The following is a 25121-nucleotide window of genomic DNA, read 5'->3' on the forward strand; positions in this document are numbered from 1 at the left end:
GGGCAGTTTAAGCAAACGCCTCTGGCTCTACAAGTAGACTCCTACAAGATTCATGATCTCTTGATTCAACTGACGTGAGTGTTAGAGATATCTAAACCAACAAAAACGCGATCGCCTGTGATTGAACCAGAGAGCGATCGCATTTTGTCTTTATATATTTAGTGCAATTTACCAGCAGCGGTTATTCTGGCAACCCAGTTAGTTCACCAGCACCCGTCACAACTTCCCCAATCGCATAAGCTGCCAGGTTCTGCGAGGTAAACCACTGGATCGTCTGCTCAGCTTGCTCAGGCGGCACAATCACTACCAAGCCAATCCCCATGTTGAACGTATTAAACATGGCGACCTCGCTGACTTCTCCAGTAGTCGCCAACCACTGAAACACAGGTAAAACAGGCCAACGGCTGGGGTCGAGATAAACAGCTTGACCTTCGCCTAAACATCGGGGGAGATTTTCTGGCAAGCCGCCGCCCGTAATGTGAGCCAAACCATGAATTGTCAGTCCAGCCTGTCGTGCCGCCAATACGGGTTTGACATAGATCTGGGTCGGGGTGAGCAATGCCTCTGCTAAAGTTTGTCCCCCTAATAGTTCCGGACGGTCATCCCAGCTAAAGCCGCGATCGCTAATGATTTTGCGCACCAAGCTAAAACCGTTGCTGTGCACTCCTTGGCTAGCCAAGCCGATCGCCACATCCCCAATTTGGACTTGCGAGCCATCTAGCAGTTGGCTTTTCTCCACCACACCGACACAAAAGCCTGCCAAATCATAGTCTCCTGGCTGGTAAAAACCTGGCATTTCTGCGGTTTCTCCTCCCAATAAGGCGCATCCCGCTTGACGGCAACCTTCACTAACGCCAGACACCACCTGAGCTAACTGCTCTGGCTCTAAATGCCCTGTGGCTAAATAATCCAGAAAAAATAGCGGTTCGGCTCCAGAAGTCAGCACATCATTGACACACATCGCCACCAAGTCAATCCCGACCGTATCGTGACGATTTGCCACCTGAGCAATCTTTAATTTAGTGCCAACCCCATCTGTGCCAGACACCAAAATCGGCTCATGATAACCTGCCGGAATTTGAAATAAACCGCTGAAACCACCAAATTTTCCTAGTACACCCGGTCGATAAGTACTCTCGACCATGCCGCGAATTTGCTGCACAAAGGCTCGGCCTGCTTCGACATCAACCCCAGCTTCTCGATAATCCATGAAACGACGTACTTCTCGTGCTAGTTGCAGGATGTATTCTACTCGCCATTGGTCTTGCGATCGCAGGCTGAAATGAAATTCTGCGATCGCTTACCAGATACGAATTTGGGCAAAAAATAATTCACATCTAGCATGAAGTTTATGTAAATTTTTGATGAAGCACCCTGAAATAGCTAAAAGACTGAAAGCCTTTTCTCCAGAGCATTCCAGCTACTTTTTCAATATAAAGTTTTAATAAAATTCTAGACAGCCTCCGTAACACCCTGATCCCCAAGGCAAAAACTTCGTGTTACTCTGTTGCAGTTCCAAGACAGAAAATAAACACGGAACGAGTACGAGTTGCGCCGCTTAATTAAACCTGTTTTTTACGGCTGATTTGCAACCATCGAGCTCGGCTTTCCAATGCCCTTTACATGGATTTATGAATCAACGATTTCGGAGTCGTGTCACTGTTGCCCTGTTGGTAGCTGCTTTATCTCCCTCTCTACCAGGTTCCGCTGGAGCGATCGAGCTTAGTCCTAAAAACAGCTCTGCTGCTAGCCAGCCAACCTTACTAAACCAGCAGGCAGAGAAGCAATCTGCGATTAAACTAGCACAGTCACAACCCACTCAAGCGACAGAAGTAGTCAAAGTTGGAGAACGCCAATCTTCAACCCCAAACAAAAATACGCTGATCGCAAAAATTCAAGCCCATGAAGTGGCAGGTCGCAAAGCTGCAACGCTTTATGTCCGAGACATTCCTGTTTTGACCTTTTTAGCCACGACCAAAACCCCAGCAGATTACGAAGCTGACGAGCACAACAAAAGTTTAGCGATCGCCAATCCAGTCAAAGTAGCGAGTCGCCAAGCAATATCTGTAGAAGCTGAAACAGTCAAACAGAGTGGGGGCACCAAGACAGGCGCGATCGCTACTACCTCAACTTTCAACAACACTCCCCTAGACAACGCCGACGATCCCCTATGGCGCGCCACCGCCGTTGCTGCTCAGATTAATCAAATGAGCTGGAATGGGTTAGATGCCGACAAGATTACTGTTAACTGGGACGCTAAACCTAGTGCTACAGGCGCACCCGGCGATCGCTATTTGATCAAAGCCAACGGCAATATCTTAGTTACGCTGGATACCACCACTACCCTGCCAGATACCACCCGTGACTTGGCTAACGATGCGCTCCAAGCCACCAACCGCTTACGACGCCTGCTGGGTAATGCCGTTCCTTTGCGAGAAGTTTCGGGTCGCCCAGTTAAGCGAGAGCAAACGATCGCAGTCGGCTCAGTCAAGTTTCACGTCAAGGGATGGGCGTCTTGGTATGGCCCTGGTTTCAATGGCAATCGCAGTGCCAGCGGCGAAATCTTCAACCAAAATGCTCTCACAGCAGCCCATCGTGACCTCCCTTTTGGCACTAAAGTGCGAGTCACCAATCTCGACAATGGCCGCTCGGTCGTGGTACGCATTAACGATCGCGGCCCTTACGCGTTCGATCGCGTCATTGATCTCTCTGCTGCGGCGGCTCAGGTTCTAGGTTTGATTCACAGTGGTGTGGCTCCAGTGCGTCTTGATGTGATGGATACCCAAAGAACTGTCACAGCTAGCAATTAAACTGACACAGACCGGAAATGAATTCCTAAACTAGTAGGCGGAGCTTTGGTAATCAACCTAGGGGGATTGGTGCGTCTGTTTACAACGGTAGCGGGATTGCGGTGCTATCTAGAGCTACATCGATCTCAGCAATATGCGTTGAAACGAGAACAGCCTATTAGCGATGCCTCGTCTCTGGCACCTGCGGCAACTGTGGGTTTAGTGCCAACTATGGGAGCTTTGCACCAAGGCCATTTGAGCCTGATCCAGCGGGCTCGTCAGGAAAATGCTCTCGTCGTTGTGAGCATCTTTGTCAATCCGTTGCAGTTTGGGCCTACGGAAGATTTCCAGCAGTATCCTCGTACCTTAGAAACAGACCAGAATCTATGTGAGCAAGCTGGAGTTGATGCCATCTTTGCGCCTACCGCTGAAGAGTTGTATGGCTCAGCCTACTCCCATCAGCAAGAACTAGTCACTCAAGTTGTACCTCCCCAGTCTATGACTGCTACTTTGTGTGGTCGCGCTCGCTTGGGACACTTTCAAGGAGTGGCCACGGTAGTCACAAAGCTATTACAACTCGTTCAGCCCGATCGCGCCTATTTTGGCCGCAAAGATGCTCAACAACTGGCAATTATTCAGCGGCTCGTGCACGATTTGAATATTCCCGTCAAAGTTGTGGGTTGTCCGACGGTGCGGGAGGCAAGTGGATTGGCTCTCAGCTCTCGCAACCAGTACCTCTCCGAGCAGGAACGCGAACAAGCAGCGGCAATATATCGAAGTTTGCAGCGGGCGAAACAACAATTTCAAACGGGTGAGAGAGACACGAGTGCACTAATTGATGCGGTCAAGGTAGAATTGGCAACTGTGCCGATCAAACCTGAATACATTGAATTAGTGCATCCCATGACGATGGCTCCCTTAGATAAAGTTGACGAAGCAGGATTGCTGGCGATCGCGGCCCGCTTAGGTTCAACTCGCTTGATTGACAATGTAGTTTTGCAAGACCGTCAGCCGATCGTAGCGATCGATGGCCCTGCGGGTGCAGGTAAATCGACGGTGACTCGTCAGATTGCTCAGACGTTAGGGCTGCTTTATTTAGACACGGGAGCCATGTACCGAGCTTTGACTTGGCGGGTGCTGCAATCGGGGATTGGCATTCAAGATGAACCCGCGATTGCAGAACTGGTGAGTAAGTGCGAAATTCAACTCGTACCAGGAGAAACTCCAGCAGAACCAGTCAGAGTCTGGATTGATCAGCAGGAAGTGACAGAGGCCATTCGTGACCTGGAAGTCACTTCTAATGTCTCGGCGATCGCGGCTCAACCTGCCGTCCGTAAAGAACTGGTGAAGCAACAGCAGCGTTATGGCCGCAAAGGTGGCATTGCGATCGAGGGTCGTGATATTGGCACCCACGTTTTCCCTGATGCGGAACTTAAAATCTTTTTGACGGCTTCCGTGCAAGAACGCGCCCGTCGTCGCCAACAAGACCTGAAAAATCAAGGCAAGGGTGACATCAGCCTGGATGAACTAGAACGGCTGATTTATGAGCGCGATCGCAAGGACAGCACCCGCACTTTAGCACCACTTCAAAAAGCAGTAGACGCGATCGAAATTAATACCGATGGTCTAACTATTTCAGAAGTGTGCGATCGAATTGTGGCACTCTATCACGAGCGGGTTTCCACTGCTGCTAATACTTAAAATTGGCTACAAAAAATCAGCTTAGCAGAGTAATTTATTCAACTTTATTCAACCTTAATTTAGGAGGAGTGGCATGTATATTTGTTGCTCCTCTTTTTCATCTGTCGTATTGTTACGTTTACGGCTGCTATTCCAATAACCAACCAAACACATTTCCCACACTTAAATTCAGCTCACTAGCAAAAGAGGGAACTGGAATTTTTTGCTCTGCTTCATCAAAAACTTCTGGTTGCTGCTTGGGAAGATAAACAAATACAGTTTGCTCGTCTGGATCGATCAGCCAACCCATTTGGGTTCCGTGATTGAGACAATGCAGAATATTTTTAGTGACTTTGGTTTGGCTTTGATCAGGTGAGAGAATTTCAATTGTCCAATCTGGGGCGATCGCAAAGGTATTGGCAATTTCGCCATTCTCGTCACGAGGAATTCTTTCCCAAGTAAACACAGACACATCTGGAACAGTTGAGCGATCGCCAAATGTGCACCGTAACTCTGAGAAGGCTCGCGCAATCCGTCCGGGTTTCAAAACAGAATTAACAGTAGTAGAAAACTCAGTCTGAATCGTGCTGTGCTTACCCTGCGGCATCGGCTTCTGAATAATTTTCCCGTCGATATATTCGCTAGCAGGTTTGGTTTCTGGCAGCTTCAAAAACTTCTCTATAGTTATCAGTTTTGCTGGAGTTTGTACCATTGCAAATTATCTACAGAAGGAAATTATAGACTTTTTATTGAAAACCAATACACTAGGCTTAGCATTAATCATCTTTGCTCAGTTCCTTATTATTAGCAGGAAGCCAAGACTGCTTAAAAATAAAAAGCCAGTCATACTGAAGAACTGGCAATAGTTCAATATCATTGGCAGTAAGCAGTAAAAAATAATTTTTAAATATTTCCTCAAAAATCGCAATATCATTATTTAGGTCTTGAAAAGTTCCATCGCTTGGAACTTTAGCTATTTTTTCATAATGTGCAATTCTTCGATCAATGAGCCTTGAATGAACGTCTTTAATTTTTTCAAGGCGGTGCAAATCGAATTCTATAGACTCTTTAGGGAACAAATTTGAAGACTCACCTGCAAGTTTGTTAAATATATTATTACCCAAACTCTGCATGTCTTTTGAGTAGAGAGTAAGGTGTCTTTTTCTTGTTAGCAATGTATTGTTAATTTGCAAATCACGCAAAAACTTTACAAGAGAAATAGAATCTGAGTGCTCATCTAGCTGCCTTCTAATTCCCATAAGCGTTGTGCACACATAATTCCTTGTAAGCCAGTCGTAGAAGATATTAGAGTTATTAATATCTGGGTTTGCAATTACAATTTCTCGTGTTTCTGCGTAAATATAATTTGACTGTATAAGTTTGGTTATTTCTTGTCGAAGCACCTGTAGCCATTTATTCCACTTCTGAATTTTTTGCTCCATCTCATTAAAAAGTAATATATGAGTGATTGCATATCAAATCCTAACGTTCTGGTGCAACAATTTTCGTTAGCTCATCACAGAACTCACCACAGGATTGTGACAGGGTAACTTCTAAAAGCACTGTCTTTCGTCACTACAGCTAGGTTCTCTGCCAAACTCTGAGCAATGATCAGCAGATCAAAAGGATCTTTGTGGTGAAAAGGTAGCTTGGCCAATTCATCTAGATGTTCTGGCTGTATTTCGAGTAACTCAATGGCATTTCTGTACACGTGACGCTTAACTAACTCTGTTAATGTAATTCCAAGTTCCAGTTTGCCAATACTCACCTTAATTGACATCTCCCAAAGAGTTGCAATGCTCAAAAATCTTTGGTTCCCTGGATCTTCGATCACATCCCTCGCTACATCACTGAGATTTGGATGGCCCTCAATAAACCATAAGAATGTATGCGTATCGAGCAGGAACTTCATGGACTGTATTCCTCAAAGCCCTCCAACGGCTCGTCAAAATCATCCGGCATTTTCACTAAGCCCTTAGCACTCCCAAACTTAGGAGTAGTTTTGACTCCGCTAATCGGCACAATCTTGAAAGATGTCCCATCGTTACGGATGATAACGACTTCTTCCCCACATGCGGCTTCTTCAATTAGCTCCGCCAGTCGAGTTTCAGCTTCTTTCAAGTGAACCTGATGCATCATGGTTTCCCACAAGAACTGATGTCTTGAATATAGCCTCTGCTCAGACAACTCAAAGCCTAAGATCTCCTAAGCTCCCGCGTCTAGCTCCAATGCAGGCTGAAAATATCACAAAAAAATAGGGGCTAGTTTTAGTACTAACCCCTAATTAATGATTTTAGTGAGCGATCGCCTTAACAATCGCCCGCTTTTTTACTGCACAGAACTCAACACTTTTTCAGTTGCAGCATCAGGATTTGCTTCTGGGCTGTCTGCTTCAGAAGGTGGTACCACTTGCCAGAACTTAGATAAAGACTCTGACCAGTTCGCCAAAATTGCTTTAGCTTTCTGGCTACCTGTCCGTTCTGCATGGGCTTCAATTAAGTCGCGGAGTTGTTGTTCACCAACCGGAGCAATCACCCGCTGCACTTTCACGATTTCGGGGTTGACCTTGGTGGGGAAGCTGCCATCTTCATCCAAGAAGTAAGCCAAGCCACCTGTCATGCCAGCGCCCACGTTGCGACCCACTCGACCGAGAACAACAATAGTGCCACCCGTCATGTATTCGCAGCAGTGGTCACCCGCCCCTTCGATCACTGCTTGACCTTTGGAGTTCCGCACTGCAAAGCGTTCACCTGCTTGACCGTTGGCAAACAGAGTGCCACCCGTCGAGCCATAGAGGCAAGTGTTACCTACAATCACGTTTAATGCGGGATCATAAGTGGCAGCAGCAGGTGACTTGATCACAATTTCACCACCGTGCATGCCCTTACCCACATAGTCATTCGCTTCGCCTTCCAGGTTTAGCGTCATACCCGGTAAGTTAAAGGCACCAAAGCTTTGGCCCGCACTGCCTTTGAAATTGAGGGTAATTTGACCTTCAAATCCAGAATCGCCATACTTCTTCGCGATCGCCCCAGACAAGCGTGTGCCGACAGTCCGGTCAGTATTGATAACCATGACCTCTTTCGTCACGCTACCCTGATTCGCGATCGCCGCTTGAATCTCAACATCAGCTAATAACTGATCATCGAGCACTGGGCCATTGCTATGTACCGACTCGTGTTGCAACCAAGCTCGGTTCTCACGGGTGTCAGGCAGTTGAGTCAAGCAATTCAGGTTCAGCGATTGTGTCTTGGTCAGCTTCGCGCCTCCTCGTACTGCCAACAAATCTGCCCGACCAATCACTTCATCCAAAGAGCGATAGCCAAGTCTCGCCAACAGCGATCGCACTTCTTCTGCGATGAAGTAGAAGAAGTTGACTACATGCTCCGGTGTGCCAGTAAAGCGCTTGCGGAGTTCTTCCCGCTGCGTCGCGACACCCACGGGACAGTTGTTAGTGTGGCAGATCCGCGCCATGATGCAACCTTCAGCAATCATCGCGATCGAACCGAAGCCAAACTCCTCGGCTCCCATCAGCGCTGCAATTAGCACATCCCAACCTGCCTTGAGGCCACCATCCACCCGCAGAATCACCCGATCGCGCAGTTGATTTTCCATTAGGACGCGATGCACTTCGGTCAGACCGAGTTCCCAAGGCCCACCTGCATGCTTAATTGAGCTGAGGGGAGAAGCGCCTGTACCGCCATCGTGACCCGAAATTTGGATGATGTCAGCGTTGGCTTTAGCCACACCAGCCGCAACAGTACCAATCCCAATCTCAGCTACCAGCTTCACCGAAACTTGAGCCGTGGGGCTAATCTGGTGCAGATCAAAGATTAACTGGGCCAAATCTTCGATTGAGTAGATGTCATGGTGAGGCGGCGGAGAAATCAGGGTCACTCCAGGCTTGGAGCGTCGCAACATCGCGATGTAGGGGCTGACTTTCTTCCCAGGCAGTTGACCCCCTTCCCCAGGCTTCGCCCCTTGAGCCATCTTGATCTCAATCTGCTTAGCACTGGCGAGGTACTCCGGGGTCACACCAAAGCGACCCGAGGCAACTTGTTTAATTGAGGAGCTGGCGGTGTCTCCATTTCTCAGCCCTTTTAAGTGGGGTAACGTAGGCGAGTTGCCGTTTTCATCCACATCGTTGAGGGGGTGGTAACGTACCGGATCTTCGCCGCCTTCACCAGAGTTGGATTTGCCGCCAATTCGGTTCATCGCGATCGCCAACGTTTCATGGGCTTCCCGCGAGAGTGCGCCCAAGGACATGCCGCCCGTGCAAAAGCGTTGCATGATGTCAGCGACAGACTCCACTTCCTCTAAAGGAATTGAAGGGCGATCGCTCTTGAAGTCGAGCAGATCCCGCAGAGCCGTAATCGGACGGTTGCTGAGATGCTGCTGGTACAAGTCGTAATGGTCGTAGCTCTTATCGGCTACCGCTTTATGCAACGTTTTGACCATTTCCGGGTTGTTCATGTGGTATTCACCACCCGGACGGTATTGCACAAAGCCGTAGTTTTCTGGCTTCTTGGCGGTGAGTTCGGGGAAAGCGCGGCAATGGAAGGAAATGACCTCATTGGCTAACTCCGCGACACTGAGGCCACCCAACCGGGAGGTGGTGCCAGAGAAGCCTAGATGTAACAGATCCGAACCGATCCCAATCGCTTCAAAGATTTGCGCCCCGTGGTAGCTAGCCAAAAGCGAGATCCCCATCTTGGAAAGAATCTTCAGCAAGCCCGCTTCGACTGCCTTACGGAAGTTATCCTGAGCACCATTCAGTGTAGAAACCTCGATCTTGCCGCGCTGCATCATGGCTTGAGTCTTAGAATCAGACCACCAATGACGCACAGTTTCTAGTGCTAGGTAAGGGCAGACCGCACTGGCTCCATAGCCAATCAAGCAAGCGAAGTGATGGGTGCTCCAGCATTGGGCTGTATCCACAATCAAGGATGCTTTCATCCGCAAGCCTTGACGAATCAGGTGGTGATGGACTGCACCCACTGCTAGCAAAGGTGGAATGTAGCTGTGCTCTGCCGTTAGCTGTGAACTACCTTCCTGGTTGCGATCGCTCAAAACCAGAACCTTTTTACCCGCACGAACCGCTTCTACCGCTTGCTGACAGAGAGCATTTACCGCTCGTTGTAACCCTTCTGGCCCTGCGGAGATGGCAAACAAGGTAGACAGTGACGCTGTTTCAAACCCAGACTGCTTGATTTGCTCTAGCTCTACCTCATTCAGCACTGGAGATTCTAGCTTCAGCTGGCGAGCCGACTCTGGCTTGGCTTCCAGCAAGTTACCCCGCTCACCCAGCTGCATGGTCAAAGACATGACCAAACTCTCACGCAGGGGGTCAATCGGGGGGTTGGTCACTTGAGCGAAGCGCTGCTTAAAGTAATCGTAGAGCAGACGGGGCTTCTCAGACAGCACTGCCAGTGGAATATCGTCACCCATTGAGAAGGTAGGTTCTTTCCCTTGAGCCGCCATCGACTCGATGATCATTTCCACGTCTTCAGAGCTGTAGCCAAAGGCCACTTGGTGCCGCAACAGCATCTGACCGTCCATTTGGGCGGTATCTGCAAAGGGTTGAGCCTGCAAATTTTGACGGTTTTGCTGGAGCCACTCGCTATAAGGATGAGCTTGAGCCACTCGTTGCTTAATCTGCCAGTTCTTCAGGACTTCATGAGTGCCCAAATCCACCGAAATCATTTGCCCAGGGCCAAGGCGTCCTTTCTCTACAATCTCTGCTTCTGGCAGATCCACCACACCCGCTTCCGAAGCCACCACTACAAAACCATCTTTGGTGATGCTATAGCGAGCGGGACGTAAACCGTTACGGTCTAGCGTCGCACCTACTTTCTTGCCATCACTGAAGACTAGCAGTGCTGGGCCATCCCAAGGTTCTTGAATGCCGCTGTAGTACTCGTAGAAACCAACAATTTCCGGATAGTTAGCCAAATCTGGCTGATTCTTGTAAGCCTCTGGCACCATGATCATCAAAGCTGCCGCCGGGCTGCGTCCCGATTGCACCAGCAATTCCATGACGTTGTCCAGCGTCGCAGAGTCACTGTTATCTGGGTTGACTACAGGCTTAAGGTCTTGCAGGCGATCGCCCCAAGTCGCATGAGCCAAATCTGCTTCCCGTGCCACCATCCAGTTAATGTTGCCGAGCAAGGTATTGATTTCACCGTTGTGACCCAAGAAGCGCATCGGTTGCGCCAGTGGCCACTTAGGCAAGGTATTGGTGCTAAAGCGACGGTGATACACCGCAAACACACTTTGGTAAGCAGGCTGCTTCAGGTCGGTGTAAAAATCTCCCAGAACTGCCGATCGCACCATTCCCTTGTAAATAAGGGTGCGGCTAGAGAAGGAGCAAACATAAAAATCTCTCAACGAGTCATACTCGCTAGGGCCAGAAGATTCATGGAGAGCGATCGCAACTGCCTGCTCAATCCGCTTACGCACGAGGTAAAGCTTACGCTCTAGCTCATCCCCAGTCAGGCTCTCAGCCTGTACCAACACTTGCTCGATTCGAGGTTGATTTTCCTTCGCTTGAACGCCTAACACCTCAGGCTGAACAGGAACCAAGCGCCACCCTAACAGCGTTAGAGACTCTTCTTGAGCAATTTTTTCGACAATCTGACGAGCTTTAGCGGCGGCTGAGGGATCTTGAGGCAAAAAGAGCATGCCTACTCCCGTCCGCTCAGGTGCAGCAGCTGACACTCCCATCTCCGTAAGAGACTGCTGCATCAATTCCCAAGGGATGGCAGTCATTAACCCTGCTCCATCCCCAGAATCTTGGTCGGCACTACAACCGCCACGATGTTCTAAACACTCCAGAGCTGACAACGCCTTAGCCACTAAAGAGTGGGTAGCTCGACCTTGGAGATCCGCAATGAAACCAACGCCACAAGCATCTCGCTCCTCAACCAACCAACGTTGGCCGGAGTAGCCTGCTTCTAATCCCTGATTTAATTGCTGGTTCAAATTCACACTCACGTTATCCATGGGATGGCTCGCTTCGTTCATTGGCTAAGGCTGTGTAAAGTCCTCTGGAGTTAAAAACTGGTTTGATTGGGTGCGGTAAGTGCTACAGCAAGAAGCTGCACATTAATAGAAGCCACGAGCAAAGGCAAAGTCCGTACCCAATTGAATTTAAGAACGTACTTAACCCTCCGGCAGTTCATGAGCTTGAGGTAAGTCAAGACACTGCCTTTAGTGGTTTGGCTCCAAACCTGCGCTTCCCATCAGCCTGGCTGGCAAACTTCGAAAGCTATTTAATTCAGCCCCTTGGCCCCACTTAAGTTGTGCTGGTGACAGGTAAAATTCTTCTTGCGAATCCAAGTTACTGGTGCCATGAAACAATACCTAACACCCCCGTCGCTAAGGGTTTTCATAGGGAGCCGGAGTAAAAATATTATAGAAGGTATCTGAATCTGACAATCCCCAACCTCTACCGTATCCGTTACGGCTTGTCAGACTACATGCCTTTTCTTGCCCAGGCTGGTTCCCTATTTTTCAAGCAACTTTAAAGACTACAGCAGAGCTTGTATTAAGCACAACAATCTCATGCCGACTTATAGTCCCATATCTTCATTATGAAACTTGGTACCAAAAACGAAGTCACTATTTCCTGATAGAGGGACTCAAGTGTCTGCTGATTTGTGTGAGACCTCAGTCATCCTTACGGAAAATCAAGAAGTGAAAATTTAAGGATCAAAAAACTGTAAGCTTCGCGATCGCCCTCTAAAATTCAGTCGTTAAAGTCAGAATTTGTCTCGGCAGTGCTCGTTTAACTCAGGATTCCTCAAATCATCGTGCTTAACGCTAAAACCTCCAGTCAGCGGTTGCTCGCTAAACCTGCCCCCCGCTACCCCCATCTTGCTTTCAAATTTGTACTTTCACCCCTACTAGCGCTGTCCTACCTCCTAATAAGTGCTTTTGTAGGCAGAGTAGAGAGTGGGGCCGTACCCGCCGCGATCGCGCAATCGAACCAGCCCGCTCCTGCCACTCCGCGATCGCCCAGCAGCTCAACTGTCTCTCCCTCTCCTCGGTTATTGCAGCAGGGAACACAAATCTCGCTAAATGGGCAAACCTGGCCTGTGGCTTGGAGCCAATGGCAATCTGCCCCTAGTAACAATCAAATTCGTACAGGAATTAGTGACACAGGGCTACTTCGCACGACTGGAGTGGATTTGCTAAATACAAATGATTCCCTCCAGCAACCTGTGCAGTGGTTCTCTAGCCCCACCTCCAACCCCCTCAACTTGGCTGTTCGCCATAGTCAGCAATATCGCTACTTAGATATTACAGAGCTAGCAGCTCAGGCTGGTTGGCAAGTAAGACCGTCGGGTAGCACGCTGCTCGTTACCGCTCCTCCATCCAAATTGACCTCCATTCGGCAAGGTCGTCAAACTTGGGGCAATCGCATCGTGATTGATCTAGATCGCCCCACGCCTTGGCAAGTCGATCTGCAAGGTCAGACTCTGAGCGTGACGCTAAACGCAACCGCTGATCCAGCCTTACTCCAGCGTTTTAAGCCCGCCTCTGTCCGACCCACATCCAGCACTCCCCCGCCTCGTCCCACTCGCCCTCAGATAGCGACACCCCAGGTAACGGCACCTCCACCAGGTATTCCTCTAAAACTGGAAGCCGTTCAAAACAAGCTAGCATTGCGACTTGAGATTCCTGCGGGTTTGCAACCGCAATTTTCGACTTTACCTCAGCCCAATCGGCTCATCATCGATCTCAGACCCGACGCTATGGTAGAACGAAATATCTTGTGGGCTCCGGGATTACATTGGCAACAGCAATTTCTCACGCTTGGTAGTTCCCGCTTCCCAGTGGTTTGGCTCTCAGTGAACTTACGCCAGCCCGGATTAAAATTGGGGCCAATTTGGAGCGACCCCAGTTCCCTTATGGGGATTGCTCCCCTCGTACAAACCGCTCAGCGTTGGCAAGTCGCTGCGGCTATCAATGGTGGCTTTTTTAATCGCAAAAATCAGTTGCCACTGGGTGCAATTCGACAAAACAGCAGTTGGGTATCCAGCCCCATTCTCAACCGGGGGGCGATCGCCTGGAATGAAGCAGGAGAGGTAAAAATCGATCGCCTCACACTTCAAGAAACGCTTAGCACATCAACAGGACAACAGCTACCCGTCTTGTCGGTCAATAGTGGCTACGTGCAAGCAGGAATTGCTCGCTACAACTCACTTTGGGGAAACACTTACACGCCACTGACTGACAACGAAATCATTGTCACCGTTCGCAACAACCAAGTGATAGGCCAACAGCCATCTGAAGGAGCAGGTAAAGGTGCCTTTGCGATCCCCGCTGACGGCTATCTACTCACCTTTCGAGCTAACCGGAACGCTGCTACTGCTTTACCCAATAACACCGTGGTTCAGTTAGAGAGCGAAACTCTACCCACTGATTTTGCTCGTTATTCCCAGATTATGGGTGCTGGTCCGCTACTCGTGCAGAATCGGCAAATCGTCCTAGACGCTAAAGCAGAAAAGTTTAGCGATGCCTTTATTCAGGAACGGGCTGTCCGTAGTGTAATTGGCACCAACGGAGAGGGCACCTTAATGATAGCGACGGTTCACAATCGAGTCGGTGGGGTTGGCCCTACCCTGAGCGAGACAGCTCAACTGATGCAACAAATGGGAGCGATCGATGCCCTGAACCTAGATGGTGGTAGCTCCACAACCTTGTATCTAGGTGGTCAAATCCTCAATCGTCCTCCTCAAACCGCAGCCCGAGTGCATAACGGCATCGGAGTCTTTATCCAACCAAACCCATAAGCATTTTTAACTACCCTTTTCAAATAAAGTTAAAGCTGACTTGAAGCTCCTATGAGGTGAATAAAGACTTGATGTGAATTTGCTCGTTCTTCTCCCTTATGGGTGACAGTACCCCAGCCACATTTGCTATGTTTGCCTGCAGGCCAAACTTGTGGCTTCGAGAAATTGGGAGACTCACCTCTCAATCTTCTTCAAACCATCCTTTGCAGCAGTTATTTAGGAGAGAAATCGTGGCCCAGCTTCAAGAAGCCCCCCAAGCATCTACCTTCCCCACATCCTCCCCAAGTCCTACCAAAGGAGTCGCTGCCACAGAACTGCGCCCTTGGGGTTCTTTCACAATCCTAGAAGAGGGCCGAGGCTACAAAATCAAGCGAATTGAGGTCAAGCCAGGGCATCGCCTAAGCTTGCAAATGCATCATCATCGTAGTGAGCACTGGATTGTGGTTTCTGGCACCGCCAAAGTCACTTGTGATGGCCAAGACCTGGTTTTGTGCAGCAATCAGTCCACCTATGTACCACAATGTACTAGCCACCGTTTAGAGAACCCTGGAGTCATTCCACTCGTTCTGATTGAAGTCCAGAACGGAGAGTACCTGGGAGAAGATGATATTGTGCGCTTCCAAGATGATTACGCCCGTACTGCTGCAAAAGTGAGTAGCAACTAAAAATCTAAGTGGCAAGTTGAGTGGCAAACTCACTTGAATAACTTGAGTAAGCTGGCAGCGCTAGTAGGATACTATTAGCGCTGTAGATTTTTTAAAGCAGTTACTGAAAAAATTGGTGAGAAATGCTTCAGCTCAGCCAAGCCGCCATTAACGAAGTTTTGCGACTCAAGCAAAAGTGTCACAAATCCAACGCCATATTTCGCCTCGGAGTGCAGCCCAGTGGCTGTTCTGGCATGTCTTACACACTAGAATTTGATGATGCCATTGGACCTGATGACGAGCTGTATAACTGCAATGGCATTCAAGTTGCGATCGCCCGTCCCAGCCTAACCTTCTTAAATGGCTTAAGCTTAGATTACTCAGAAGACCTCATGGGCGGAGGATTTCGCTTTCACAACCCCAACGCGACTCAAAGCTGTGGTTGTGGTAACTCCTTCTCAATTAGCTAAGCTTCACAATTTGTCTTAATTAACAAACGTCTCCCTGAGGGCTAGCCATAACTGGCATACAGTAAGGACTCAGCAAGTGACTGACTTAAGCCTGAGTCTCCAAGATGTGAGGTTGCTCACCAAAAAATTGACATTGACTCTATCATCTCGGTAAGATTAGAATTTGTTGTTTGTTGAAGTAGCGAAAGGCCGCGTACGCCATTACTCATGCCCACTATCCAGCAACTCATTCGTAGCGAACGTCAGAAAGTTCAGAAGAAAACCAAATCCCCGGCTCTGAAGAGTTGCCCTCAGCGTCGTGGCGTTTGCACAAGAGTTTACACAACTACTCCTAAGAAGCCAAACTCTGCCCTGCGTAAAGTCGCAAGGGTTCGCCTCACCTCTGGTTTTGAGGTGACAGCTTATATTCCAGGTATTGGTCACAACTTGCAAGAACACTCTGTGGTCATGATCCGGGGTGGTCGGGTTAAAGACTTACCTGGTGTGAGATACCACATCATCCGTGGAACCTTAGATACCGCTGGAGTCAAAGACCGCCGTCAAGGTCGATCCAAGTACGGTACCAAGCGTGCCACTGCCAAGAAAAAGTAGGTCTTAGATTTGCCACTGGTATTAGGTTGACGTTTAAGAAGCAATTATTGGTTAAGTTGTCAGCCTTAGAAGGCTAGGCTATCCCATATAGCTCTCTAGAGAAGCTTGAGAAGTATCTCGGTCTTTTGGTTTGGCCAATTCTATACAATGGTCGTATTGCTTCTTGCTTGACCTAAGCGCTTTTGACTGAAATAAATTCCGCATTGCATTCAAAATAGTAGTTCCGCAATTCTTTCTCTGAAGGCTCAATATGTCTCGTCGTACTGTTATTCAAAAACGTCCTGTTCCTCCCGATTCTGTATACAACAGCCGCCTAGTCAGCATGATGATGCGGCGCATTATGCAAAGTGGCAAGAAGTCCGTTGCTGCTCATATTGTTTATGATGCCTTCAAGACCATTGAGGAACGGACAGGCTCAGATCCTCTAGAGCTATTTGAAAGAGCAGTGCGGAATGCAACGCCTCTCGTTGAGGTCAAAGCTCGTCGGGTGGGGGGAGCAACGTATCAAGTTCCTATGGAAGTACGCTCCGATAGAGGTACTGCCCTCGCTTTACGCTGGTTAAGCCAATTTGCTCGCCAACGCGCTGGCAGAACCATGGCTGGCAAACTAGCGAACGAGTTGATGGATGCAGCTAACGAAACAGGCAGCGCAATTCGTAAGCGCGAAGAAACCCACCGCATGGCTGAAGCGAATAAGGCTTTCGCCCACTATCGGTATTGATCTCCGAACCCTGGTTTCCGCAACAAAAGTATAGAATTTTAACAGAAGCGCAAATTTTTTGCGGCAAAGATAAAGGAGGTAGCTGTGTCACGCACCACCCCGCTTGAGCGAGTACGCAACATTGGTATTGCTGCCCACATTGATGCGGGCAAAACTACAACAACAGAGCGCATTTTGTTCTACTCCGGTGTAGTTCACAAGATTGGCGAAGTCCATGACGGAACTGCTATAACTGACTGGATGGAACAAGAGCGGGAGCGAGGCATTACCATCACTGCTGCCGCAATTAGTACTGCTTGGGCTCGTCGCGATCCTAAAAACCCGACTAAAGCTTTAGCAGGCGAGCCTGAATACAAGATCAACATCATTGACACTCCGGGTCACGTGGATTTCACGATTGAAGTGGAACGCTCCATGCGGGTATTAGACGGCGTTATTGCTGTCTTTTGCTCAGTAGGCGGAGTTCAACCTCAATCTGAAACTGTGTGGCGGCAAGCCGATCGCTACAAAGTCCCTCGGATGGTCTTTGTCAACAAAATGGATCGGACGGGAGCTAACTTCTTCAAGGTTTACGGTCAGATCCGCGATCGCTTACGTGCCAATGCGGTTCCAGTGCAAATTCCCATTGGCACTGAAGAAAACTTCAAGGGTCTTGTAGATTTGGTACGCATGCGTGCCCACATTTACAAAAACGACTTGGGAACTGACATTGAGGAAACTGAAATTCCTGCGGAATTTCGGGAACAGGCTGAGGAGTTCCGTACCAAGTTAATCGAGTCTGTTGCGGAAACCGATGATACGCTCACCGAGAAGTATCTAAATGGTGAAGAGCTGACGGAAGAGGAAATTCGAGCTGCGATCCGTAAAGGGACCATTGCTGGAATGATTGTCCCGATGCTCTGTGGCTCTGCCTTCAAAAACAAAGGTGTGCAGCAAATGCTGGACGCAGTGATTGATTACCTGCCTGCTCCAGTCGATATTCCTCCTGTTCAAGGAACACTGCCCGATGGATCAACGGTTGAGCGGGGTCCAAGCGACAGTGAGCCGTTCTCAGCTCTAGCCTTTAAGGTAATGTCCGATAAGTTTGTCGGTCGGTTAACCTTCGTTAGAGTCTACTCAGGTGTCTTGAAGAAAGGTACCTACATCCTTAACGCTTCCAAAAACAAGAAAGAGCGCGTCTCTCGCCTCATTATCTTGAAAGCGGATGACCGGATTGATGTAGACGAACTGCGTGCTGGGGACTTGGGTGCTATTCCTGGCTTGTCAGATACCTTGACTGGGGACACGCTTTGCGATGAAAATGCTCCTGTAATCCTGGAATCTCTTTACATCCCAGAGCCTGTGATCTCGGTGGCAGTTGAGCCGAAAACCAAGCAAGACATGGAGAAGCTTTCAAAGGCCCTGAAAGCGCTTTCGGAAGAAGATCCAACTTTCCGGGTTAGCATTGACCCTGAAACCAACCAAACCGTGATTGCTGGCATGGGTGAGCTGCACCTAGAAATTCTTGTAGATCGCATGCTACGGGAATTTAAGGTGGAAGCCAATGTAGGTGCCCCCCAAGTCGCTTACCGTGAAACCATCCGCAAGGCAGTTAAAGCTGAAGGCAAATTTATCCGCCAAAGCGGTGGTAAGGGTCAGTACGGTCACGTTGTGATTGAACTGCAACCGGGTGAAACAGGCAGCGGCTTTGAGTTTGTCTCTAAGATTGTTGGTGGTACTGTACCTAAAGAGTACATTGCCCCAGCAGAACAGGGCATGAAAGAAGCCTGTGAGTCTGGAATTCTGGCTGGCTACCCAGTGATTGATGTAAAGGTCACGATGGTAGACGGTTCTTATCACGACGTGGATTCTTCAGAAATGGCTTTTAAGATTGCTGGTTCAATGGCAATCAAAGAAGCTGTAATGAAGGCATCCCCTGTTCTACTAGAACCTGTGATGAAAGTTGAGGCTGAGGCTCCTGAGGAATTCCTTGGCTCCGTCATGGGTAACCTCATTTCCCGTCGAGGCCAGATTGAAGGCCAAACCGTTGAACAGGGAATTGCTAAGGTGACCACTAAGGTTCCGTTAGCTGAGATGTTTGGATATGCCACGGACATCCGGTCTATGACTCAGGGCCGCGGTACATTTACGATGGAATTCAGCCAGTATGATGAGGTACCTCGCAATGTGGCTGAAACAATCATCGCGAAGAGTAAAGGGAACGCATAATCAGGAAGAGGAACACATAACTCATGGCACGCGCAAAGTTTGAACGGACTAAACCCCACGTTAACATCGGTACTATTGGTCACGTTGACCACGGTAAAACCACTCTGACTGCTGCAATCACAATGACCCTGGCTGCTCTGGGTCAGGCAGCAGCTAGAAACTATGAGCAAATTGATGCTGCACCTGAAGAAAAGGCACGGGGCATTACTATTAACACAGCTCACGTAGAGTACGAGACTGCCAATCGTCACTATGCTCACGTAGATTGCCCTGGTCACGCTGACTATGTGAAAAACATGATCACTGGCGCCGCTCAGATGGATGGTGCCATCCTGGTGGTATCTGCGGCTGATGGTCCTATGCCTCAAACTCGTGAGCACATCCTGCTAGCGAAGCAGGTAGGTGTTCCAGCGATGGTCGTCTTCCTGAACAAAGAAGACATGGTGGATGATGCAGAACTGCTTGAGTTGGTGGAACTCGAAGTTCGCGAACTCCTCAGCTCTTACGACTTCCCTGGCGACGATATCCCCATCGTTTCGGGTTCGGCACTGCAAGCAGTAGAAACCATGACTGCTAATCCCAAAATGCAGCGTGGTGAAAACCAGTGGGTTGACAAGATTCACCAACTCATGGATGAAGTTGATGCTTACATCCCCACTCCTGAGCGTGAAGTTGATAAGCCCTTCCTGATGGCGGTAGAGGATGTATTCTCCATCACAGGTCGTGGTACAGTCGCAACTGGCCGGATTGAGCGTGGCAAAATCAAGGTTGGTGACACCGTTGAATTGGTGGGTATCAAGGACACTCGCAGCACCACTGTAACTGGTATCGAGATGTTCAAGAAGAGCCTTGAAGAAGGGATGGCTGGTGACAACGCGGGTTTGCTACTGCGTGGTATCCAGAAGGCTGATATTGAGCGGGGCATGGTAATTGCTCAGCCCAAATCCATCACTCCTCACACTCAGTTTGAGTCTGAAGTGTATGTTCTAAAAAAGGAAGAAGGCGGTCGTCATACTCCGTTCTTCCCTGGCTATCGTCCTCAGTTCTATGTTCGTACAACTGATGTAACCGGTACTATCACCACCTTTACTTCCGACGATGGTAGTGAAGCTGAAATGATTATGCCTGGCGATCGCATCAAGATGACTGTAGAGCTGATCAACCCAATCGCGATTGAGCAAGGGATGCGCTTTGCGATTCGTGAAGGCGGTCGTACCATCGGTGCGGGTGTCGTTTCTAAGATCCTCAAGTAACTAGCTGTTACTGATGATCCAGGAGCAGAAAAGTAGATCACCAAGTTGGTAATCCTTTTCTGCTCCCAATTTTTGTCATAGTACTTTGCTATGCAAGCTATTTCTCAGACCCTAGAACCTCGAAAATTCGAATAAATCAAAATGGCAACTATTCAGCAGCAAAAAATTCGTATCCGCCTCAAAGCTTTTGACCGTCGTCTTTTGGACACTTCCTGCGAAAAAATTGTTGATACGGCAAATCGCACGAATGCAACGGCAGTAGGTCCTATCCCTCTACCCACTAAGCGGAGAATTTATTGCGTTCTGCGATCGCCCCACGTAGACAAAGATTCTCGCGAACACTTTGAAACCCGGACTCACCATCGGATCATTGATATTCATCAGCCTTCTTCTAAGACCATTGATGCCCTGATGAAACTAGATTTACCCGCAGGCGTTGATATTGAAGTCAAGCTCTAGGGGTTTTGAGTAGGTTGTAGGCAGTCTAAGAAGAACTGGTTTCAATCTTGCAACCTTATTAGTTCAGAATGTAAATTCAGATCAAATATTGAGACCAAATTTAGTGTTGGTTTTGTCCCCTTGAAGCGTGAGGTATGAGCTTTGAGGGGCTTCTTATTTTTAGTTTTCTTGATTTGCTCAACGGTTGCAGAAGGTGCAAATGCTGAGTTTCCCCGGAAAAATCTCAGCTACACCATGATGACTTGCTGATATGGGCTAGAGTAGAGACAGAAGCACTGTCTCTTAATCTTTAGACAATGGCATCCTCCTCATCAATTGCGGTCCGAGAACTGCCCCTATTTCCTCTCCCAGAAGTAGTTTTATTTCCCGGTCGACCTCTCCCGCTGCACATTTTTGAATTCCGTTACCGGATCATGATGAATACCATTCTCGAGGGCGATCGCCGCTTCGGGGTATTGATGTGGGACCCGGTTGAAGGAAAACCTGCTTTAGTAGGATGCTGTGCTGAAATTCTCCAATTTCAACGCTTGCCTGATGACCGCATTAAGATCTGGACCTTAGGTCAACAGCGGTTTCGCGTGTTAGAGTATGTCCGAGAAAAGCCTTACCGTGTAGGCCTTGTAGAGTGGATAGAAGACCAGCCCACCGAACAAGAGTTAAAACCTTTAGCGACCGAAGTTGAACAGTTGCTCCGTGACGTCGTTCATCTTTCAGCCAAACTAACCGGGCAGGTGATTGAGCTACCAGAGAGTATTCCCGACCTACCGCTAGAGCTATCTTATTGGGTTGCTAGTAACTTGTATGGCGTTGCGACTGAGCAACAAGCCCTTCTAGAAATGCATGACACGGTAGCAAGACTAGAACGAGAAGCAGAGATTCTCACTTCTACCCGCAATCATTTAGCTGCCCGGACTGCCTTGAAGGATGTTTTGAAAGACACAACCAAGTAAAAGTAGCTTCTGGCAGTTCAGCGATCGCGCTCACGCAGACTCTGAATTGTAAACACCGATAGGCTGTTCAGAATTTCCTCTGAGCGGCTTTTTAGTCTGAGGAGAAATTACTAACTTGGGGGTGTATAGTAGAGCGCCACTGATGCACCACAGATTGCAATCGCGTCGGTAGCCAATCGTCGTACTGGGGATAAACTGGCAAACGAGGTACTAAAGACCATCCCGCTTGGGCCAAGATTGCCGTTAAAGTTTCTATTTCGGGATGGGAGTAGTCAGGGTTCACTTCATCGCGTGGGCCAATCCCACCCAAATCTCTCGCACCTGCGGCTAAGCAAGCGAATAGTAGTTCCGGTTGTTGGATGAGGTTAGGGGGAATTTGTAGAGTAATACTGTCAGGTAAAATCTGGCGAGCCGTCGCAATTACCTCAATCAGTTCTGCTGCGGCAAAGGCAGCACCCGCCCAAGTTTGGTTTTGACCTGGACTATGAGGCTGCAAGATCACTTCTTGAATATGTCCCCAACGCTCTTGTATCCGCGCGATCGCTTCTAGGGTCGCCCAGCGTTCAGCAGGAGTTTCACCAATTCCCAATAATAATCCTGTCGTAAAAGGGATTTGCAGTTCACCCGCCCAAGCCAACTGTTGCAGCCTTAGTTCAGGCACTTTACTAGGGGCATGACGATGCACAGTGGCTAATAACTTAGGGGTAACTTGCTCTAGCATCAACCCCATAGAAACATTCACCCCCTTCAACCGAAGCATCTCGTTGAAACTGAGCGGCCCTACATTTGTATGAGGCAGTAGTCCCAAAGACAAAGCTAACTCAGCTAAATCATAAATTCGCTTCAACCAGTCTGCCCGCTGGGGGCTATTTGGATGCACTTCACCGCTGAGCAGCAAAACTTCAACTGCACCTTGGGCTTGAACTCGTCGCAGTCGAGTTTCTGCTTCGCTTAAAGACAACCAAACGTCCTGACCTGGATCGACGCGGAAATTGCAGTAGGTGCAGCGATTAAAGCACTCATAAGTCGGTACCAGAGTGTAGGCAGAACTAAAGGTGACAACAGATGAAGTGGATAAAGACATAGGATCAGCCAGAGACAGGCAAGTTGAAATTTTAGCTGTCTCGGCTCAGTCTTACAGGTCATCGTTCAAAACACCATAACCTGTTCGCACCATTGACCACTCCGTTTTTTGGCGTAGATATTTTTGACGTGGGTTTTTACAGTGTTCAAGCTGATGCGGAGAGTTCTAGCGATCTCTTGGTAGCTGCATTCTTGTCGCAATAGCATCCAAATTTCGGACTCACGCTCGGTCAAGTCGTATCTTTTTTGCTCAATGCGTAATTCTTCCTGCAAGGCTTCGGTGGAGTTGTCCAAGATCACTAAAACGTACTGAGAATTGCTCGGCGAGTCAGCAGCACAGTCCTGTAGGTTTACTGGTAGCCAACTCGCTCGAATGCGGATCAACTGATCTTGGGGAGTCTGACGTTCTACAACCAGCGGTTGCTTACCAGAACTCATATTTTTTAGCAACCGATAGCAAATTTCTGAAATTGCCAAAGGCAGACTAGCAGATTGGCGATCGCCTGAAGCGAGCAGTTGACACAGATGGTTAGCTTTCTCATTCAGGTAAAGAGGCTGAAGGTTACGTGAGAGAACCATCACGCCTTGCGGCAAAGATTCTAGCAACGCACTCCAGATCATCTCTAAACCGGAGGTATTGACTGTAGGCACATCATCTCTTCGATCCATGTGCGATTTGCAGGTACGTCTGCTAGAGATCGGGGTATTAGAGGAAGTTCTAAAAGGGGTCTTGAGGAATTGAGTCTCTACAGGATGGGGCAGTAGACGGGCTGTCATGGCGGTGCTCCTCAAATCATGCAGCTATTCTGCGCGCTCTCCGAATGAACACGCAATGAGCAACCTGTAGACAACACCAGAATCCTGAAGTGGTGCTGAGCGACCTGAAACAAGGTGAAGTGGGGTGAAACAGGGTGAAGTTTTTTATTACAATTCCTCTTCCGATAGAGAAATTGCGGAATAATAATGTCAATTAGGCAAATCAGTCAGGCAAAGAGCACTGGAGCTGCCATAGATTTGTCAGCAGCTTGCCTAAGCTATATCAGCGCTTAGGAAGACCATAGGCTGTATTCAACTAAGCTCAGGAAGTAATCATTAAACCTTTTTCGGCTTTCCTGTAGTTTAGATTTTCAACTGAATTGCCTTTCCAAGACTCACTCGTTAGGGTGCTCTTTGGCTTCATGCCCCTATTCTGCCCGCACCGAATTCTTTAGAACTCTGCCGACTCAGGTATTGACGCATGATTAACTCTGATCGCCGCTCTAAGCTGATTGCTGAGGGTCAAAGGGCCATTGAAACTACTCCACTCAGACCCGAATTGTTAGACCATTGGTTTCCAGTCCAGCAGCAGCAACATTATGTTTCCCTCTGGATGGGTCGGGTGGGGTTAACACAACGACGGGCTGAATGTTTGGTGCAGTTGTGGGCTTATCTGGTTTTGAAGCAGCAATCTCAGTTTGGTAAGTTGCCTAAAGCTCCCTTGACCGAGTTGGAAACCCTGGAGGGTTTAGTCTCTTGTACCCATCGAGAGGCAGCTGAACTGTTTTATAACAGAAAGGAAAGAGGGAGCGATCGCGCGGCTGGCATGATGATCGATCGCTTGGCGGCTCTAGGGTTAATTGAGAAAAAGTTTGATGGAAATACCATCTGTATTGGCATTCGGCCTTTGCCTCCCGCCCCAGAGCAACAGCTAAGCCTGCCAAAAGTTATGCCAGATGCTTTTAATCCTAGAACTGACACCATTCCCATTGCCAACTTGTTGGCTCGTAATTACTCCTGGATGGATAAAGACTCCTCCGCGATCGCCCCTCAGAAAATCGCCAAGATTTTGCGGTCTTGGGCTCAACAATATCCCAAGGGGATGCGGGTGCTGCGCCGCTGCGACAACTTGAATGCGGTGGGCATTAATATCTTGTTTCCTGTGGCTAGTGAATCTGAAGTCAATTTTTTCCTGCCACCCACTAAAAGCCTTTACTTAACGACTAGCACTGAAGTTGACCCCTTTAAGATCGCAGCACCAGGAGACCCAGACTGTACCTCTATTTTCGTGCGTTCTTGGATGATTGATCCGCCCTACATGCAGCGGCAACAAATGTACCAATTCTTAGAGGATGGTCGGCAGACGTTGGCGGCGATGCAGGATGATTTTCCCAATTTATGCGATATTTATGCCCTTGCGATTCATCCTATTTACGAAGAGTTACAGCCAGCGATCGGATTTCATAAGACTTGTCAAGCGGCTCAAAGCCTTCTCTACTGGACGTACCAACCCGTTGATCGTTACTTAGCTCTAGATCTCAAACAAGCAGTTGCCAACTTGAAGCTGGATCTTTTTCCTAGCGATCGCTAAACCACTAGTTGCCACCCCAACCAAGACAATTGTAAACAAAAGTTAAGTTTTAAATGACATATGCTCATAAACCGCTTTACAAAATTCAATAAATCCTTTAATGTAAAATTTAAGTGGAGTCAAAATCCA

Annotated in this window: 20 protein-coding genes; 12 read left to right on the forward strand and 8 right to left on the reverse strand. The window is 48.5% G+C overall.

The window, feature by feature from the left end; genetic code table 11:
* Window positions 1-181: 181 nt before the first annotated feature.
* Complete coding sequence (gene purM, locus KME12_11115; protein MBW4488327.1) at window positions 182-1210, reverse strand: phosphoribosylformylglycinamidine cyclo-ligase; 1029 nt, start codon at window positions 1208-1210, stop codon at window positions 182-184.
* A gap of 421 nt (window positions 1211-1631) precedes the next feature.
* Here purM and KME12_11120 point away from each other — a divergent pair, with 421 nt between their 5' ends.
* Window positions 1632-2810 carry a septal ring lytic transglycosylase RlpA family protein gene (locus tag KME12_11120; GenBank protein MBW4488328.1) on the forward strand — a complete coding sequence of 393 codons (1179 nt, stop codon included), beginning with the start codon at window positions 1632-1634 and terminating at the stop codon, window positions 2808-2810.
* 69 nt (window positions 2811-2879) lie between these two features.
* A complete protein-coding gene (locus KME12_11125) occupies window positions 2880-4490 on the forward strand; it encodes a bifunctional pantoate--beta-alanine ligase/(d)CMP kinase (protein MBW4488329.1) in 1611 nt (536 codons plus the stop codon).
* Window positions 4491-4617: 127 nt separating this feature from the next.
* On the opposite strand, the gene KME12_11130 is transcribed toward KME12_11125, so the two are convergent.
* From KME12_11130 to gltB, 5 genes are all read right to left on the reverse strand, one after another.
* The gene (locus tag KME12_11130) at window positions 4618-5181 is read right to left on the reverse strand and encodes a Uma2 family endonuclease (protein MBW4488330.1); all 564 of its coding nucleotides are present in this window, start codon (window positions 5179-5181) and stop codon (window positions 4618-4620) included.
* A gap of 64 nt (window positions 5182-5245) precedes the next feature.
* A complete protein-coding gene (locus tag KME12_11135; protein MBW4488331.1) occupies window positions 5246-5911 on the reverse strand; it encodes a hypothetical protein in 666 nt (221 codons plus the stop codon).
* 83 nt (window positions 5912-5994) lie between these two features.
* Entirely contained in the window at window positions 5995-6381 is a 387-nt protein-coding gene (locus KME12_11140) for a type II toxin-antitoxin system VapC family toxin (GenBank protein MBW4488332.1), read from the reverse strand.
* Complete coding sequence (locus tag KME12_11145; GenBank protein ID MBW4488333.1) at window positions 6378-6605, reverse strand: type II toxin-antitoxin system Phd/YefM family antitoxin; 228 nt, start codon at window positions 6603-6605, stop codon at window positions 6378-6380. The genes KME12_11140 and KME12_11145 overlap by 4 nt, the downstream gene beginning before the upstream one ends.
* A gap of 192 nt (window positions 6606-6797) precedes the next feature.
* Entirely contained in the window at window positions 6798-11492 is a 4695-nt protein-coding gene (gene gltB / locus KME12_11150) for a glutamate synthase large subunit (GenBank protein MBW4488334.1), read from the reverse strand.
* 788 nt (window positions 11493-12280) lie between these two features.
* Between gltB and KME12_11155 the strand changes: the two genes are divergently transcribed.
* The 9 genes from KME12_11155 to KME12_11195 all read left to right on the forward strand — a co-directional run bounded on the left by KME12_11155 (window position 12281) and on the right by KME12_11195 (window position 21562).
* A complete protein-coding gene (locus KME12_11155; protein ID MBW4488335.1) occupies window positions 12281-14266 on the forward strand; it encodes a phosphodiester glycosidase family protein in 1986 nt (661 codons plus the stop codon).
* Between the two features lie 128 nt (window positions 14267-14394).
* Entirely contained in the window at window positions 14395-14931 is a 537-nt protein-coding gene (locus tag KME12_11160) for a phosphomannose isomerase type II C-terminal cupin domain (GenBank protein MBW4488336.1), read from the forward strand.
* A gap of 122 nt (window positions 14932-15053) precedes the next feature.
* Window positions 15054-15380, forward strand: a complete 327-nt coding sequence (locus tag KME12_11165; GenBank protein MBW4488337.1) for an iron-sulfur cluster assembly accessory protein — start codon at window positions 15054-15056, stop codon at window positions 15378-15380.
* Between the two features lie 207 nt (window positions 15381-15587).
* On the forward strand, window positions 15588-15971 hold the full coding sequence (gene rpsL, locus KME12_11170) for a 30S ribosomal protein S12 (protein MBW4488338.1): 384 nt from the start codon (window positions 15588-15590) through the stop codon (window positions 15969-15971).
* A gap of 250 nt (window positions 15972-16221) precedes the next feature.
* Entirely contained in the window at window positions 16222-16692 is a 471-nt protein-coding gene (rpsG, locus tag KME12_11175) for a 30S ribosomal protein S7 (GenBank protein MBW4488339.1), read from the forward strand.
* A gap of 84 nt (window positions 16693-16776) precedes the next feature.
* Window positions 16777-18900 (forward strand): elongation factor G, encoded by a 2124-nt coding sequence (fusA, locus tag KME12_11180; GenBank protein ID MBW4488340.1) that lies wholly within the window; start codon window positions 16777-16779, stop codon window positions 18898-18900.
* 23 nt (window positions 18901-18923) lie between these two features.
* Window positions 18924-20153, forward strand: coding sequence for an elongation factor Tu (tuf, locus tag KME12_11185; GenBank protein MBW4488341.1), 1230 nt, complete (start codon window positions 18924-18926; stop codon window positions 20151-20153).
* Between the two features lie 141 nt (window positions 20154-20294).
* A complete protein-coding gene (gene rpsJ, locus KME12_11190; protein MBW4488342.1) occupies window positions 20295-20612 on the forward strand; it encodes a 30S ribosomal protein S10 in 318 nt (105 codons plus the stop codon).
* Between the two features lie 296 nt (window positions 20613-20908).
* A complete protein-coding gene (locus KME12_11195; protein MBW4488343.1) occupies window positions 20909-21562 on the forward strand; it encodes an LON peptidase substrate-binding domain-containing protein in 654 nt (217 codons plus the stop codon).
* Between the two features lie 91 nt (window positions 21563-21653).
* On the opposite strand, the gene cofG is transcribed toward KME12_11195, so the two are convergent.
* Window positions 21654-22646: a 7,8-didemethyl-8-hydroxy-5-deazariboflavin synthase subunit CofG gene (cofG, locus tag KME12_11200; protein ID MBW4488344.1), complete on the reverse strand. Its 993-nt coding sequence runs from the start codon at window positions 22644-22646 to the stop codon at window positions 21654-21656.
* 65 nt (window positions 22647-22711) lie between these two features.
* Window positions 22712-23314, reverse strand: a complete 603-nt coding sequence (locus tag KME12_11205) for a hypothetical protein (GenBank protein MBW4488345.1) — start codon at window positions 23312-23314, stop codon at window positions 22712-22714.
* A 619-nt stretch (window positions 23315-23933) separates the two neighbouring features.
* Here KME12_11205 and KME12_11210 point away from each other — a divergent pair.
* A complete protein-coding gene (locus KME12_11210; GenBank protein ID MBW4488346.1) occupies window positions 23934-24992 on the forward strand; it encodes a hypothetical protein in 1059 nt (352 codons plus the stop codon).
* Window positions 24993-25121 lie beyond the last annotated feature (129 nt).

Source organism: Trichocoleus desertorum ATA4-8-CV12, assembly GCA_019358975.1.
Classification (GTDB): Bacteria; Cyanobacteriota; Cyanobacteriia; order FACHB-46; family FACHB-46; genus Trichocoleus; species Trichocoleus desertorum_A.